Raw genomic sequence first — 17365 nt, 5'->3', positions numbered from 1 at the left:
TTATTTCATTGATTTCAGTTGTTTTAAGATGATTTCTCTTTGTTTTTCTAGAGAAATTGGATCATTATATTGCGTTTGTTGTAAATCTAATTCGATAACATGGTTATTTTTAACTGCATCAAGGTTTTTCCAATTAGTTGTTTGAGTGAATTGTGGTGTTTCTCCCATTGTTGCTAGGATAATATAATCACCTGTATAATCAGAAAGTTCTTCTTCAGATGGAGTTGCCATATAAGCATTCTTTGTTTCTTTTTCTAATTTTTCAGGTTGTGCCATTCCGTAACCACCGTAAACAATCTCTGTACCACGTCCATAGTTTTTACCGAAAGCTGTTAGACCTTTTGGAGTTGATTGAAGGACAGTAATAGTTTTACCGTCTACTTTATCGCCTAACGTTTTTTTATCTTTTTTGAGTTTTTCTTCCCACTCTTTTATCCATTTTTCTGCTTTGTCTTGTTCATTTACAATTTCCCCGAGTTCTTTAGTAGCAGCTTTGTAATCTGATTTCATAGCATCCATTTGGACAGTTGGTGCAATTTTTTTGAGTTTATTAATGTTTTTATCTTCTTTAGTAGTGATGATTAAATCTGGCTTTGTTTTAGCAATATCTTCAACATTATTTTGACCTAACATTTTTGCACCTTTAGTTGCATCAGATAAAGTTTTATTTTGCTTTACAAAATCAATGACGCCAATTGGTTTATGGCCAAATTCAACTAATGCACCTATATATGTAGGGTGTAATACGACAATTCTTTTCGGATCTTTAGGTATTTTAATTTTTTCACCATCATCTTGTTTAAATACTTTAGTATCAGATGAAGAATCTGATTTTGTTTCTGACGACTTTTCTTTAGTATCTGAATTATTACTACAAGCTGCCAAGAAAAATAATAAACATAAACTAAATATAAATAATTTTTTCATAAAAAAACCTCCCATTTTTTTGATAATGATAATCAATATCATTTAAATTATAGCAATTAAAGTTAATTATTCAATACTTTATTTTTAAATTTATTTGACTTTGTCATTTTTTAACTATATCTTTGGTTTGTGTTAGTAAAAGAAGGGGTGAATATTTTGGTTAAACGATTAATTAGTGCAAATACGTCTGATATTTTGAACTTTTCATCAGGGGAATTGAAGCAAAGTATTAAGGCGAGTGAAGGTAGAACGGTACTTAGCGAGAATGTTGTCGTACATACGCCTGCTCTAGTTCAAGATATTACAAATGCGGAAATGGCAACTGCTTTTGGAGCAGATATGATTTTACTGAATGCTTTAGATGTCAATGAACCAGTGATTAAAGGTCTTTACCATGAAGCTTATAAAGGTACTGGCAATTCTGTTCAAGATTTAAAGAAACTTATCGGTAGACCTATTGGGGTAAATTTAGAACCAGTTGATGATAAAGCGAATATGGCAGAATTTAAACTGGATATTTCTGCGGGTAGAAAAGCGACTAAAGAAACTTTTATACGAGCTGAAAAATTAGGTTTTGATTTTGTATGTTTAACTGGGAATCCAGCAACAGGCGTTACAAACAATCATATTTTAGAAGCGATTAAAGTAGGAAAGTCTCATTTTAATGGACTTATTATTGCGGGTAAAATGCACGGATCAGGTGTAGATGAGCCGGTAGTTAATTTAGAAGCTATAACGAATTTTGTAGAAGCTGGGGCAGATATTATATTAGTGCCTGCAGTTGGAACAGTATGGGGTGTCAGTGAAGAAGAGGTGAGAGAAGCTGTTCAAGTTGCACATAATCATGGGGCACTTGTGATGAGTGCAATCGGTACATCTCAAGAAGGTTCGGATGAGGCGACGATTAGAGAAATGGCTATTAAAAATAAAACATTAGGCGTTGATATTCAACATATAGGAGATGCAGGGTATGGTGGATTAGCACCAGTCGAGAACATATATGCATTAAGTAAAGCCATAAGAGGGCAACGTCATACAGTATCTAGAATAGCAAGATCAATCAATAGATAAATAAGAATGAAGAGAGGATGAGACAGTGTGGGCTGTCTCATCCTTTTCGTATTTGTTTGGAAAGGTAGTATCGGTCCAGAAACGGGAAATATGGACCGATAAAAAAATTTACCGGTCCAGAAACAAGAAATATGGACCGATACGAAAAATTATCGGTCCAGAAATAGGAAATATGGACCGATACGAAAAATTATCGGTCCAGAAACGAAATTTGCAGGCCGATAAATAAAAATATCGACCCGAAAACGAGACTTACAGGCCGATAAAAAAATTTATCGACCCGAAAACTTCATGTAATTATAATCTGCTATCCAATCACCACAATAAAACATCCAAATCTGCATAAAATCTACCTATTATAAAAGACTTCCGTAATACTACGGAACTTTTCGATATGCTACTCATTTATGAAAACGTTTACAATAAAATTGTATTAAGAAATGTTTGATTAAAGGAGGAAGGTTTCAATGTCAAAACTACCAGAGGATTTTTTATGGGGAGGTGCTGTAGCAGCGCATCAACTTGAAGGTGCTTGGCAAGAAGATGGTAAAGGAATCAGTGTTGCAGATGTTATGACTGCAGCTTCTCACGGGAAACATCGAGAAATTACAGACGGCGTTATTGAAGGTAAATATTATCCAAACCATGAAGCAATTGATTTTTATCATCGATATAAAGAGGATATTCAATTATTTAGTGAAATGGGCTTTAAATGTTTCAGAACTTCGATTGCATGGTCAAGAATTTTTCCGAATGGCGATGACCAAGAACCTAATGAACAAGGTTTAGCATTCTATGATGATTTATTTGATGAGTGTTTGAAGCATGGGATTGAACCTGTCGTAACATTGTCTCACTTTGAATTACCTTATCATCTTGTAACTGAATATGGTGGCTTTCGTAATAGGAAAGTGATTGATTTCTTCGTTCGCTTTGCAACAGTTTGTTTTGAAAGATATAAAGACAAAGTTAAATATTGGATGACTTTCAATGAGATTAATAACCAAGCTAACTTTGATGAAGATTTTGCGCCATTTACGAACTCAGGCGTGAAATATCAACCAGGTGAAAATCGTGAACAAATTATGTATCAAGCAGCACATTATGAATTGGTTGCGAGCGCTCAAGCAACTAAAATTGGTCATGACATTAATCCAAACTTTGAAATAGGATGCATGATAGCAATGTGTCCAATATATCCAGCAACTTGTAATCCGAAAGATATCTTAATGGCTCAAAAAGCGATGCAAAAGAGATATTACTTTACGGATGTCCATGTTCATGGTGCATATCCAGGTTATATGACACAGTATTTCAAAGATAAATCTTTCAATTTAGATATTACAGATCAAGATATTGAAGATTTGAAACAAGGCACAGTTGACTACATTGGCTTTAGTTATTACATGTCATTCGCAATTTCACATGAGAAATCTAACGATAAATATGATTATGTTGAAACACGTGATTTAGTAAAAAATGACTATGTACAAGCTTCGGATTGGGGATGGCAAATTGACCCTGAAGGCTTAAGATATGCGATGAACTGGTTTGCAGATATGTATCATTTACCATTGTTTATTGTTGAAAATGGCTTTGGTGCAATTGATGAACTTGGTGAAGACGGCATTGTTCATGATGATTATAGAATTGAATATTTAAAAACACACATCGAACAATTTATCAAAGCTGTCGATGAAGATGGTGTCGATTTAATGGGATATACACCATGGGGTTGTATAGATTTAGTATCTGCCGGAACGGGCGAGATGAAAAAGAGATACGGCTTTATTTACGTAGATAAAGATAATGAAGGTCACGGCACGTTAGACCGTTCTAAAAAAGATTCATTCTATTGGTACAAAGAAGTTATTGCAAGTAACGGTGAACAATTATAACATTTGGAGGTTTTTATTATGAAAAAAGCGTTAATTATATGTGCAGCAGGTATGTCATCATCACTTATGGCTAAAAAAACAACGAGTTACTTACAAGAAAAAGGACATGACATTGAAGTCGATGCCGTTTCAGCAAATGAAGGCGGGAAAATGATTGAAAAACAATCTTTCGATTTATATTTAGTGAGTCCACAAACTAAAATGTATTTTAAAAAGTTAAAAGAAGCTGGAGATAGAGTTAATAAACCAGTAGTAAATATCCCGCCACAAGCCTATGTTCCGATTCCAATGGGCATTGAAAAATTGGCAAGTGTAATTTTGCAAGACATAGAATAATCAGTATAATATTCTCTATGAAATGAGGGAAGCTTATGCTTAGTCAAAGAGAAATAGATATACTCAGTTATTTATCACAGCGACGTAATGAATTTGTCAAAAGCTCAGAAATTGCAACGATCTTGCAACTCTCAGATAGAACGATTCGAAAATATATCAAAACCCTTAAACCTGAAATTGAAAAAAATGGTGCAACTTTGATTGCTAAACAAGGGTATGGTTATCAACTCAAAATCAATTTAATGATTGAATTTGAAAACTTTTTAAAAAGATATTTGAGTACTAAATCTGTGAATCAAGAAAGTATCAATGATTCAAAAGATAGACAATATTATATTTTGAATTTATTACTTTTTAATAAGACAGCTATTACGATTGAGCAATTAAGCGAACAATTATTTATCTCGAGATCCACAATATCTCACGATATCGCAAATATAAAAAAGGTTATTGGACAATATAACTTAGAACTCGTGAGTAAACAGCAACATGGAATTGTAATTGCTGGAGATGAACGAGATAAACGACATTTTATAATGGATTATTTCTTAGGAAATAGTTTCTTTCATTCTATTAATAAATATTTTCAAGATACGCCACTTTTGCAGCAAATTAATATGGAAGAGTTGGCAATCATTGTTGTAGATGAAACGAGAGAATCTAAAGTATATTTATCAGATTATATACTCCAAAATCTTGTACTACATTTAGGACTCATGATCAGAAGACTGTTAGATGGGCATTGTTTAAAAACAATTGCTTCTAATGAAGAGGTATTAACAGAAAATGAATTGTCAGTCGCTAGAAAAATTTTAAATCGTGTTGAACGTATTTATCAAATATCGTTTCCAGAAGAAGAAGCGAAGTATATCAGTTTGCATATTATGAGCAAAGGTTCAAAACAACAAGAAAGCGACGAAGAGTGTGATTTATCTTATCGCGTGTCTCAAATACTAGGAAAAATAGAAGAGGATTTTGGATTTCCAATGTCGTCAGATAGTCAATTGTTGTATGGACTTGTTACCCATTTACAACCGTTGATTAAACGGATTCGCAATAATATCCACTTGGAAAATCCGATTTTGAATGACATTAAATCACAAAATGAAGCGTCACTTACGATGACAAAAAATTATTTTGGTGAATTAGAAGAGTTAAAAGACCAGGATGTCAGTGAAGGAGAATGGGCGTATTTAACATTACATTTACTTGCAGCTATTGAAAAATATTACCAAAGAGAAAAGTTAAATGTCCTCGTTATTTGTGCAACTGGTTATGGTAGTGCACAGATGTTAAAGGTTCGAGTAGAAAAAGAATTTAGTTTGCAGATGAATATCATTGATGTGATTAGTTACTATGAAATAACAGACGAAAAATTAGAAAATATTGATTTAATTATTTCATCTATTGATTTATCAACCATCGTATTTAAAGTACCTGTCATACAAGTGAATGTATTACTCAATGATCAAGATATTAAGAAAATTAATACATTTGTTCATCATCATGATTCAAAATTCTCATATAATCATGTGTTAGAAGAGAATATGGCACTTAAACAATATAGTTCTTTCTTTAGTCAATATTGTAGTGAATATGCGTTTAATTATATCGAAGAACCAATCACTAAACATCAGCTATATCAGCTTTTGATCAAGCAATTAAGTATTAAAGAAGAGCCTTGTTTTGAAGAGAAGTTGAAACGACAACTTCGGTATAGAGAAGAGTTGAGTACAGTTGTATTCAGTGATGAAGTAGCTGTTCCACATACAGCACAGCCAGTTGGAGATTATTCAAGTATAGCCGTAGCACTTGTACCTGGCGGGGTGTATTGGAATGAACAGTTTCCCAATATTAAGCTAATCATTATGTTATCACCTTCAAAATATAACGACAATGAGCTCAAAACGATCATCGATATTATCGTGAACCTCATAGATTCAGATGACAAAATTTCTGAACTTATGAATTGTAAGGATTATAACAGCTTTAAAAACTATATGATTGGTCAATATCACAAGTAAAGGGAGTTAGTCTATGGAACAAGAAGAAATTCAAGTTGTTGCTTTTGAAATTATTTTACATAGTGGGACTGCGCGTACAAATATACATGATGCTTTTAAAAAGATGCGTGAAAACAACTATGAAGAAGCGGAACAACTATTAGATGAAGCAAACCAAGAGATTACGTTAGCGCATCAATCTCAAACAGATTTACTACAAAAATATGCATCAGGTGAGTCTATTAATATGGAAATTATTATGGTTCATGCACAAGATCATCTCATGACAACAATGACGTTAAAAGAAGTCGCAATTGAGATGTTGTATTTGTATCAAAAAGTAAATGATGCAGTATAAACGAGGGATGAAAAATGGATCAAGAAACAAAAAATAAAATTGAAAAAAATAGAAGAGAAACAAGTCTCAAAGCTATGTACTTCAATCGATTTTTATTAGTGAGATATATGTCTGCTTTGTTCTTCTTTTCTAATTTATATTGGTTTTTTACACTTGTGATGAGTCGCTCTTTAGCATTGATACTGCCACTTGTGTTGATGATTGTGATTTTGATCAGCGTTGCAGAACAAGTCAGAATGTATGGTAATCATACAAATCAAGCGAAATATACTTATTATTGCTTTTTAAGTATAAGCGCAGTCAATCTATTGCTTATACCAATTATATTATTCACACCATTATTCCAATATTTATATCCATTTATTGTGGATCAATCAGCATCTCGACTTTTCGTAGTTGGCATATTGGTATGTGGTTTATGTATCAGTGGATTCATCTTATTTAGATTACACAATATTCGACACAATAAAGACTGGCATTATAAACGACTACAAAGATTTGAAAATGCACTGAACTAATCAAAGAAAAGGGGTCTTGATATGGGATCAGAAAATAAAGTTTTTGCTTTTTTAGAGAAGTATTTAATGGGTCCAATGGGGAAAATTGCTTCATTTAGAATTGTAAGAGCGATTATGGCAGCTGGTATGGCATGTATACCTTTTACAATTGTAGGGTCAATGTTTTTAGTGTTAAACGTTATTCCACAGACTTTTACGTTTTTAGAAGGATTTTGGAATAGCACATTTTTAAAAATTGGTGATTTGTACATGTTAGCCAATAAAGCAACGATGGGGATACTAGCCTTGTATTTCTGTTTAGTTATTGGTTATGAATATACTAAAATTTACGCAGATGAAGAAGATTTAGATGTTAATCCACTTAACGGTGCATTATTGTCTATGTTTGCTTATTTTATGGCCATTCCACAGTTAGTAATGGATGACGGTAAAATGGTCTTAGTTAATATTATGAAAAAAGATGTCAATATCTTTAATGGTTGGGAAATGTCTGGTGATGGTGTCAGTAGGCTAGGTACGACCGGGATATTCACAGCAATTATCATGTCTATTATAGCCGTTCAATTATATAGACTATGTGTGAAACGTCAATGGATTATTAAAATGCCAGAAGCGGTACCAGAAGGGGTTTCAAGATCATTTACAGCATTAATTCCAGCATTCTTAGTTGCTTTCGTTATACTGGCGTTTACGGGAATATTAGTAGCTTTTGATACGGATATTTTCAAAATTATTGCTGTACCATTTGGATTTGTTGTTAACTTAACAAGTAGTTGGATTGGTATACTCGTGATTTACTTCTTAATTCATGCACTTTGGATTGTAGGTATTCATGGCGCAAATATTATCAGTGCTTTTATTACACCAATTGTATTATCAAACATGCAATTAAATATTGAAGGGGCGAATATTCCATTTGCAGGAGAATTCCAGAACTCATTCGTTGTTATGGGTGGATCAGGTGCGACATTAGGACTATGTGTGTTTATCGCATTTTTAGCTAAATCAGAGCAACTACGTGTATTAGGAAAAGCATCATTAGCACCAGGATTATTTAACATTAATGAACCACTTGTATTTGGATTACCAATTGTTTATAACCCATTCTTAGCCATTCCATTTTTCCTAGCACCAATGGTATCAGCTTCAATAGGGTATTGGACAATTAAATTAGAACTTGTGAAACCGATTATTGCACAAGTACCATGGCCATCACCGATTGGATTTGGGGCATTTATTGGAACAGCAGGAAGTCTAATGGCAGTACTTGTTTCATTAATTTGTGGATTTGTAGCATTCTTAATTTGGTTCCCATTTATTAAGATATATGATAAAAAATTAGTAGAACAAGAAAAAGGAAACGACGCATTAATATAGAAGTTTGAGATGAAGAGGCAACGCTGAGGTGGCGTTGCCTCTTCCTTTTTGTGTTGTGTGATTTCTGGACCGATAAATGGAATTATCGGTCCAGAAATGAGAAATACGGATCGATAAAATAAAATATCGACCCGCAAACGAGATTTACAGTCCGATAAAATAAAATATCGACCCGAAAATCCACTCCGCATGACCTCATCCTCCATTTTATTTCGGTTACAAAAACAATTTTAAATAAATTCTTAAAAATTGCAGAAAAATTATAATTCTATAGTATAATTAAATTTGGTCGAAATTTATTTAGGAGGTCCATTATGAAAGAATTCTTCCAATATTATAAACCCTATAAAGGATTGTTTTTCTTAGATTTTGGTTCGGCTGTTTTCGTAGGTATTCTTGAATTGGTGTTTCCACTTATAACGAGTATATTTATTGACCAGCTATTGCCAACTAAGAATTGGAGTTGGATTGTGATTTTTGTTTTTCTTTTATTATTCATATACGTTGTTGAATCTGTATTAAAATTCATCGTGACGTATTGGGGGCATAAACTGGGGACTAATATTGAAAGAGATATTCGTAATGAGCTTTATGAGCATATTCAAAAAATGAATTTTGGATTCTTTGATAACCAAAAATCAGGTAAAATCATTGGACGATTAACGAACGATTTAATGGATATTGGAGAAGTTGCTCACCATGGACCTGAAGATGTGTTTGTAGCTGTGATGACGCTTGTGGGTTCATTTGTCATTATGTTGACGATCGATGTGAAACTTGCGCTTATTACGTTCTGTGTTGTACCGATTATTTTTGTATTAACGATTTACTTTAATCAAAAGATGTCAGGTGCTTTTAAGAACTTATTTAGCAATGTTTCAAGATTTAATGAGCTTATTGCTGATAATGTTGGTGGCATGCGTCTTGTACAAGCATTTACAAATGAGGGTCACGAATTAGCAAGATTTAAAAAGGTCAATGATAATTTTAGAGCGACAAAATTAAAAGCATATTCATATATGTCTTGGAACTTGTCAATTAGTCATATTGCTCAAAAATTAACGTTAATCTTTGTGCTGATTTTAGGAAGTTATTTTGTATTAAATGGGTCGTTGTCATATGGTGGATTTGTAGCATTTATTATGATTACAAATCTGTTATTTAAACCGTTAGAGTCTATTAATATGGTTATTGAACTATTTCCTAAAGGTATTGCAGGATTCAAAAATTTTAAAGAGATTGTCAATATGGATCCAGAAATTAAAGATAATGACGATGCTATCGAATTTATAGATGAACCAGATACAATTGAATATGAAGATGTATCATTCAAATATTCAGAGAAATTAATCTTAAATCAGCTTTCTATCAAAATTGAACAAGGTGAAAAAGTAGCACTTGTAGGACCGAGTGGGGGAGGTAAAACGACAATTTGTTCGTTATTACCAAGGTTCTACGACCCGTTACAAGGTAAGATTAAAATCAATAATCGAGATATTAAATCTTATAAGTTGGAATCATTAAGAAAACAAATTGGTGTTGTACAGCAAGATGTATTTCTTTTCGGTGGAACATTAAGAGATAATATTATTTATGGTAATTTAAATGCGACAGAAGAAGAAATTAATTACGCAGTTGACCAAGCACAATTAAGAACGTTTGTAGATGAATTGCTAGAAGGTTTAGATACTGTAGTTGGGGAACGCGGTACAAAATTATCTGGTGGACAAAAGCAACGTATTTCAATTGCGAGGATGTTCTTGAAGAATCCGCCAATTATTATTCTTGATGAAGCAACAAGTGCTTTAGATGTTGAAACAGAAAATAAAATACAATCAGCATTTAAGAATTTATCACGTGGTCGAACTTCACTGATTATTGCACATAGACTGAGTACAATTAGACATGTCGATAGAATTGTATATATCGAACAAGGTCAAATTCAAGAAATGGGCAGTCATGATGAACTCATGGATAAAGGTGGTAAATACAAAGATTTATACATGTCACAGTTTGAACAAATTGATGAATTTTAACATTTTGCCAGAGATCTTTTTGAAGAAAAAGGTCTCTGCATTTTTATATTTTGAGCTAAATAATAGACTTTCATTTCAAAGCTGTTATTATAGAGTGGTAATATCTATGATTAAGAGGTGTAACATGAAGATTTCTAAAGGATCAGATTATGGGTTACATGCATTGGCATATTTAATTGCTAAAAGAGATCAACAACCCATCAATGTTAAAAGTTTATCTGAAACGTTAAATGTATCTGTAACATATTTATCTAAAATATTAACGCAATTAGTAAAAGCAGGTGTTATTAAATCTGCATCTGGTGCAAAAGGTGGTTATTACTTAGTTAATAATTGGGAAGACATAACTGTCTATGATATTATTACAGCAATTGATGGTCATCAAAGTACGCTTGAAGATAGTTTTGATCACGGTCCTGAATGTAAAATACAAGCGATATTAACTTCAGCTGAAGATGAAATGACGCAAGCTTTGAAAAATAAAACTTTAAAAGATTTAATGTAAGTTAAATCTTTTTTTATCTATGAATTATAGATATTACGACTCTATAATAGTTATGAAAGGTGGAAATACCATGTTTGATTGTATCGTAATAGGTGGAGGGCCAGCAGGATTAGCGAGTGCACTCACGTTAGGAAGAGCTTTAAAGAAGACATTAATGATAGACAATAATAATGCGAGAAATAAAGTGACACAGCATTCACATGCATTTTTAACACAAGACGGTGTAAGACCAGAAGAATTGAGAGCTAAAGGAGAACATGATGTTGATCAATATGATGATGTAACACGTATCAATGACACGGTGTTAAACATATTGAAAGAAGAGCATTATTTTATTGTTGAAACAGCCAATCAACAATATAAAGCTAAAAAAATTATGGTATGTACAGGATTGCGAGAAACATTACCAGAAATTGAAGGTTTAAAAGAAAGTTATGGCAAATCTGTCTTTTATTGTCCATGGTGTGATGGATATGAATTGAGACATAAACCATTACTTGTAGCTGTTCAACCTGAACATGTGAAACATATGGCGATGCTTATTAACAATTGGACAGACGATATCGTTATAAGTAGTCGTGATTTTTCATTATTAACTGAAGAAGATAAAGCGTTTATTGAAAGTAAACATATCACATTAGTAGAAAGCGAAGTAGCTGAATTTAAACATCATAAAGGACAAATTAATGAAGTTATCTTTAAAAATGGTGAACGAATCAATAGAAGCGGTGCAATCATTGGTGTGAAGTGGGATACTGATTTTGAATTTTTAAAAGGGCTCAATATTGAAAGAGAAGACAACGGAAAAATAAAAATAAACGAGTTAGGTGAATCATCTGTACCAGGATTGTTTGTAGCAGGAGAGAGTAAAGATTTCATGGCATCTCAACTTATAGACGCAGCAGCAAATGGTAATCAAGTCGCAAAATTTGTAGCAATGCAAATCATTATGGAATCATAAAAAAGGAGTAGGACGAAAAATATAGTCCTACTCCTTTTTTGCTTATTTTTTAGTTATTTTAATATTAATTTCAAAGTCACCGAATTGAACATTTTGATGTTCAGAATCTGAAGTTGGTTGAAGTATTGTGTTCTCAACTCTGCATAACTCTTGGATTAATGAGTTCTTCTTCTGGGTCTTAGCTATTGAGCCTGAAAAGCTTTTTGGTGGATTTGCCTTTAATTCTAATAGTTCTGATAAAATATCGTCTCTTGTTCTCATACTTATTGCCTCCTAATTTAATAGTTACAATAAAACAGCTCATCTTAAGATTAAGAAGAGCTGTTTAGAGAATCTTCTTATCTTTCAAGTTAAACTTGTTGGATTTAGCACAGTACATACGCCTGTTGCTGAGGTTTCATCGGGCCAATTCCCTCCGCCTACTCTTAATAAGACTACGAGCTATTTTATTGTTTCTTAATCATAACGAATTAATTGTATTTTGTCTAATTTTAAAAAGTTAAATGTTTAAAAAGTTTGAGATGGTCTATATATTAAATGAATATAAAGCATAGGAGGAATAGAATATGAAGTATAAAATGCTTTCTTTATTATTGTCAGCAGGTATCGTGTTAGCAGCATGTGGTAATAGTGACGATGATAACAATGATAAAAAAGATAATCAAAATGATGAAAAAACTGAACAAACAACTAAAGAAAATAGTAACGACGATCAAAACACAGATGATGATCAAAGTTCTGACAAAGCAACTGAAAATACAGTTAAATGGGAAGACGTTAAAGTCTCTCCAGAAGATGCTGTAAAAGCTGCACAAAAAGAATCAAAAGGTGAACTTAAAGATTTATCGTTTGAAAAAGAAACAGGTGATTGGAGTTATAAAGTTGAATTAGTTGATGGAACAAATGAAAATAAAGTACTGATAAATGCAGATGATAAATCTGTTACGAATGTTGAAAAAGAACAAGAAGATAGTGATGATAATGACCAAACATTCAAATTATCAGATGTCGCTAAATTTGAAGATGCACTCAAAGTAGCACAAGACAAAGCTAAAGGTGATATAAAAGAATGGTCACTAAGTGAAGATAACGGAAAACTTGTTTATTCTATTGAATTAAAAGAAGGTAATAAAGAATCAACAGAATTTACAATTGATGCTAAATCTAAAGAAATTCTCGAACAAGAAACAGATTAATATATTAATAGGCATAGGATAATTCATTTTATCCTATGTTTTTTTGTGTTCTCTTAATGATTATCATTCTCAATTAATGATTTCAAAGAAATCCTAAAAAAAATTAAGGTTTCTAAATACTATAGGTACAGACTTATATTTGTATTTTTCATGAATTCTATAAAATTTTTATTGACTATTACACATTATAGGCATAAATTAAAGATGATAATGATAATCAATTAGATGGGGAGTGTTATGATGAAAAAGTTAGCAACAACTTTATTAGCAAGTACTTTAATTTTAACAGCGTGTGGGAATAGCGCTGATAAGAAAGAAAATGAAGATAAAAAAGAAACAAAGGAAACGAAAAAGTCTGAAAAAGCGGATTTCTCAAAAGAAACAAAAGCTTATAAAGATTTTACAACTGAACAATTGGATAAATTCTTAGCGGATACTGAAAAATTCGTTGAAGCGGTTAAAGCAGACGATATCGAAAAAGCGAAAGAAATTTATCCTACAGCTCGTATGTACTATGAAAGATCTGAGCCAGTTGCTGAAAGTTTCGGTGATTTAGATCCGAAAATTGATGCACGTTTAGCAGATATGAAAGAAGAAAATAAAGAAGACGAATGGTCTGGTTATCACAAAATTGAAAAAGCATTATGGGAAGATAATACAACTAAAGATATGGCACCAGTTGCTGATCAATTATTAAAAGATACGAAAGAGTTACGTGCAAAAGTAGATACAGTAGATGTGACACCTAAATTAATGTTACAAGGTTCAATCGACTTATTAAATGAAGTATCTAGCTCAAAAATTACGGGTGAAGAAGAAATTTATTCACACACAGATTTATATGACTTTAAAGCAAACATTGAAGGGGCAGAAAAAATCTTTGAAATATTTAAAGATAAAGTAGCAGATAAAGATAAAAAGCTTGCTGACACAACACAAGAAAGATTTGATAATGTTAATAAATTATTAGATCAGTATAAGACTAAAGATGGTGGATATGAAGATTATACGAAACTATCTAAAGATGAAACGAAAAAACTTTCTGAAGCTGTTGATAAATTAGGGGAATCTTTAAGTCAAATGGCTGTTATTACGGAGTGATGATTGATGTCTAATAATGAAAATCATATAGCTAGAAGGGATTTTCTAAAGCTTGCTGGTGTTGGAGGTGCAGGTTTACTGATAGGTTCTACTGGTGTAGGTGGTACTTTTCTTGCATCTCAATACTTTGCTAAAGATAAAAAAGGCGTAAAAAATAAAATCAATTTTTATGGTAAATACCAGTCTGGCATCACGACAGAACAACAAAAACATATTTACTTTGTCGTTCTGAGCATTAACAAAATGTCAGTTTCAGATGTTAAAGAAATGTTTAAAGTATGGACAAATTATAGTGTCCATTTAATGAATGGTGAATATGTAAAAGAGCTTAGTAAAAACAAAATGTTACCAAGTCCAGATACAGGGGAGGCGATTGGCTTAGATGCCAGTCGTCTGTCTCTTACTTTTGGTATAAGTCCTTCATTCTTTGAGAAAGTAGGATTGAAAAAGCATAAACCAGATTTATTAAAAGATTTACCACATTTTCCTAAAGACCAAATTGATGACAACTATTCAGGTGGAGACATTTGTATACAAGCATGTTCAGATGATCCGCAAGTTAATTTTCATGCTATCAGAAACTTAATTAGAGTGGCTAAAGGTGAGGTTTCAATGAAGTGGAGCCAAGCAGGATTTACCTCATTTGAAGAGAAAGGTGGTAAAAAAGAAACGCCAAGAAATTTATTCTCTTTTAAAGATGGAACAGGTAATCCTGATGTCCAAAATAAAAATGATTTAAATGAGTATGTCTTTATACAAGATGGTTGGGCTGAAAATGGTTCATATTTAGTCGCAAGAAGAATTCAAATGTTGTTAGAAACATGGGATAGAACGGCTTTAGGTGAACAAGAAGCTACATTTGGTAGATACCGTCATTCTGGTGCACCAATTGGTAAAGAAAAAGAATTTGATACATTTGACCCTGATATTAAAGATAAAAATGGCGAGAACTTGATAGAAAAAGAGTCACATGTCAGTTTAGCAAAAGCATCTAAAACGAATTTATTAAGAAGATCTTTTTCATATTCAGATGGTATAAACGCAAACACAGGCGCTTTTGATGCAGGATTACTCTTCCTAGCATTTCAAAAATCACCTGAACAATTTATTAAAATCCAAAGTAAAATGGGTGCCATTGATAAATTAAACGAATATATTACACATCGAGGTTCAGGTATTTTTCTATGTTTACCAGGTGTCCAAGAAGGAGGATATTTAGGTGAAACGTTATTCAATCGTATTTAGTTTAGTCGCAATACTATTTATGCTGTTATCTTTGACCGCTAAAGCAGAAACGAGTTTAAGCGATATTTACATCAGTGTGACAGATGCCAAATCGGCTATACAAGATAAAGACGAAAAGGCATTCGACAAGCATTTCAAAGAGATTAAAGATAATTGGCAAAGTACGAATAAAAAAGATCATAAACTTGTGGAAAAAATAGATCAAGATATCGAAAAAGTTAAAAAAACAAAGTCTCAAAAAGATAGAGAAAGTGCGTTAAATACACTGACTTCTGATTTAATTGATTATGAAAAAGTATTAAATCCTGTTGATAAACAGAAGAAACGAGATCAGTTACAAAATGAAATGCAGCCATTGATTAAAAATATAACAAAGGCGATTTCAGATAAAGATTTTGATAAAGCAAAAACGATAAACAATCAATTAAATGCGACTTGGACAAAGAATGAAAAAATTGTTCGAGAAGAAGATATTGGCAGATATGGTCAAGTTGAAACCGCATTAATGTTTACAAGAATTGAATTAACGAAAGATAAAGTAGACGCTAGTAGTGCACAAATGCAAGTCGATCAATTGAAAAAAGAACTTGATGATTATCATGCAGGGAAAAAATCAGATGCTAAAACAAGTGATCAAGATGTTAATATTTTAAATGAACATTTAGATACTGCTATTAAAAATATAAAAAATGATGATTTAGCTAAATCAAAGCAAGCGTTACAACAATTTATTATTGCATGGCCAAATGTTGAGAGTGAAATTAGCACGAGAAATGGTGCGTTGTATACTAAAATAGAACAAAAAATTCCTCAATATGCAGGTCAACTTGATGAAGATAATAAAGATGACATTGGTAGCCATTTAGAAACACTCAATCAAGAAATTAAATCAACTATTTCTAAGACGAGCTATACATTTTGGGATGCAGCTTTAATCTTATTACGTGAAGGTGTAGAAGCATTGCTTATTATTATGGCATTGCTTACTGTAACACGTAAATCTGAACAAACAAAAGCATCAAAATGGATTGTTGCAGGTAGTGTTATCGGTATTGTATTAAGTATTGCGTTAGCTTTCATATTTAAAGCAATATTTGAAAACTTAGGTTCAACAAGAGAGTTAACAGAAGGTTTAGTAGGTATAGGATCTGTAATATTAATGATTATCGTAGGTATCTGGTTGCACTCTAAATCAAGTTTAGATTCGTGGCAGAACTTCATCAATAAAAATATGGATAAAGCCATGTCTACTGGAAGTATCGTTACTTTCGGGTTAGTCGCTTTCCTATCTGTGTTTAGAGAAGGGGCTGAGACGATTATCTTCTATTTAGGTATCGTTGGGAAAATCTCAACATGGTCATTAATATTAGGAATTATCGTCGCATCCGTCATACTGGCGTTAATCGCAATCTTCTTTAACCAAATTACAAAATGGATACCAATACATCGCTTATTCTTTATCATGTCATTATTCATATTTATATTGGCATTTAAAATATTAGGCGTAAGTATTCATACATTACAAATATTAAATATAGTACCACAACACACAATTAATCACTTACCATTCATAGACTTAATAGGATTTTATCCAACATACGAAACATTGATACCACAATTAGCATTAGTCATTTTAGTTGTGATTTATTATACAATGAGTAAGAAAAAATAGAGTAATTTAAAACGCTAAGACAAAAAGAATTGTCTTAGCGTTTTTAGTGTGTCGCCAAAGTCTTAGACTTTGGTGGTATTTTTTATGCGCATGCTTTCCGCGGGCATGTTCTCAGCCTGTAGTCTTCGAATCATGCTGTTCCCGCAGGAGTCAGCGTTAAA

At 32.4% G+C, this 17365-nt stretch carries 16 protein-coding genes and 1 riboswitch; of the genes, 14 read left to right on the top strand and 2 right to left on the bottom strand.

What is annotated here, in order from left to right:
• The gene (locus MHH94_RS12145; protein ID WP_058591699.1) at positions 1-927 is read right to left on the bottom strand and encodes an ABC transporter substrate-binding protein; all 927 of its coding nucleotides are present in this window, start codon (positions 925-927) and stop codon (positions 1-3) included.
• 156 nt (positions 928-1083) lie between these two features.
• On the opposite strand from MHH94_RS12145, the gene MHH94_RS12140 reads away from it, so the two are divergent.
• From MHH94_RS12140 to MHH94_RS12095, 10 genes are all read left to right on the top strand, one after another.
• A complete protein-coding gene (locus tag MHH94_RS12140; protein WP_088592513.1) occupies positions 1084-1998 on the top strand; it encodes a DUF7916 family protein in 915 nt (304 codons plus the stop codon).
• Positions 1999-2465: 467 nt separating this feature from the next.
• A complete protein-coding gene (locus tag MHH94_RS12135) occupies positions 2466-3896 on the top strand; it encodes a 6-phospho-beta-glucosidase (protein ID WP_084755211.1) in 1431 nt (476 codons plus the stop codon).
• Positions 3897-3914: 18 nt separating this feature from the next.
• Positions 3915-4232 (top strand): PTS cellobiose transporter subunit IIB, encoded by a 318-nt coding sequence (locus MHH94_RS12130; protein ID WP_037589330.1) that lies wholly within the window; start codon positions 3915-3917, stop codon positions 4230-4232.
• Between the two features lie 35 nt (positions 4233-4267).
• Complete coding sequence (locus MHH94_RS12125) at positions 4268-6256, top strand: BglG family transcription antiterminator (protein WP_232201964.1); 1989 nt, start codon at positions 4268-4270, stop codon at positions 6254-6256.
• A 13-nt stretch (positions 6257-6269) separates the two neighbouring features.
• The gene (locus MHH94_RS12120) at positions 6270-6593 is read left to right on the top strand and encodes a PTS cellobiose transporter subunit IIA (RefSeq protein ID WP_058591695.1); all 324 of its coding nucleotides are present in this window, start codon (positions 6270-6272) and stop codon (positions 6591-6593) included.
• 14 nt (positions 6594-6607) lie between these two features.
• The gene (locus MHH94_RS12115; RefSeq protein WP_049319639.1) at positions 6608-7111 is read left to right on the top strand and encodes a hypothetical protein; all 504 of its coding nucleotides are present in this window, start codon (positions 6608-6610) and stop codon (positions 7109-7111) included.
• Between the two features lie 21 nt (positions 7112-7132).
• Positions 7133-8488: a PTS cellobiose transporter subunit IIC gene (celB, locus tag MHH94_RS12110; RefSeq protein WP_049319640.1), complete on the top strand. Its 1356-nt coding sequence runs from the start codon at positions 7133-7135 to the stop codon at positions 8486-8488.
• Between the two features lie 311 nt (positions 8489-8799).
• On the top strand, positions 8800-10524 hold the full coding sequence (locus MHH94_RS12105; protein WP_340841602.1) for an ABC transporter ATP-binding protein: 1725 nt from the start codon (positions 8800-8802) through the stop codon (positions 10522-10524).
• A 124-nt stretch (positions 10525-10648) separates the two neighbouring features.
• Entirely contained in the window at positions 10649-11029 is a 381-nt protein-coding gene (locus MHH94_RS12100) for an RrF2 family transcriptional regulator (protein ID WP_025904984.1), read from the top strand.
• Positions 11030-11099: 70 nt separating this feature from the next.
• Positions 11100-11990, top strand: coding sequence for an NAD(P)/FAD-dependent oxidoreductase (locus MHH94_RS12095; RefSeq protein ID WP_106417326.1), 891 nt, complete (start codon positions 11100-11102; stop codon positions 11988-11990).
• Between the two features lie 42 nt (positions 11991-12032).
• On the opposite strand, the gene MHH94_RS12090 is transcribed toward MHH94_RS12095, so the two are convergent.
• Positions 12033-12251: a hypothetical protein gene (locus tag MHH94_RS12090; protein ID WP_048541782.1), complete on the bottom strand. Its 219-nt coding sequence runs from the start codon at positions 12249-12251 to the stop codon at positions 12033-12035.
• A gap of 74 nt (positions 12252-12325) precedes the next feature.
• Positions 12326-12425: riboswitch (SAM riboswitch) on the bottom strand.
• Between the two features lie 131 nt (positions 12426-12556).
• On the opposite strand from MHH94_RS12090, the gene MHH94_RS12085 reads away from it, so the two are divergent.
• The 4 genes from MHH94_RS12085 (at position 12557) to MHH94_RS12070 (ending at position 17204) form a co-directional block, all read left to right on the top strand.
• Positions 12557-13186 (top strand): PepSY domain-containing protein, encoded by a 630-nt coding sequence (locus MHH94_RS12085; protein WP_058591692.1) that lies wholly within the window; start codon positions 12557-12559, stop codon positions 13184-13186.
• Between the two features lie 240 nt (positions 13187-13426).
• Positions 13427-14287, top strand: a complete 861-nt coding sequence (gene efeO, locus MHH94_RS12080) for an iron uptake system protein EfeO (RefSeq protein WP_037589373.1) — start codon at positions 13427-13429, stop codon at positions 14285-14287.
• A gap of 6 nt (positions 14288-14293) precedes the next feature.
• Positions 14294-15532, top strand: a complete 1239-nt coding sequence (gene efeB, locus MHH94_RS12075) for an iron uptake transporter deferrochelatase/peroxidase subunit (RefSeq protein WP_058591691.1) — start codon at positions 14294-14296, stop codon at positions 15530-15532.
• On the top strand, positions 15507-17204 hold the full coding sequence (locus MHH94_RS12070) for an FTR1 family iron permease (RefSeq protein ID WP_340841251.1): 1698 nt from the start codon (positions 15507-15509) through the stop codon (positions 17202-17204). The genes efeB and MHH94_RS12070 overlap by 26 nt, the downstream gene beginning before the upstream one ends.
• Positions 17205-17365: the final 161 nt, after the last annotated feature.

Source organism: Mammaliicoccus sp. FSL K6-3158 (assembly GCF_038005105.1).
Taxonomy (GTDB): Bacteria; Bacillota; Bacilli; order Staphylococcales; family Staphylococcaceae; genus Mammaliicoccus; species Mammaliicoccus sciuri.
Note: the sequence above shows the minus strand (reverse complement) of the source record. Positions and strands in the feature narration are given on the sequence as shown.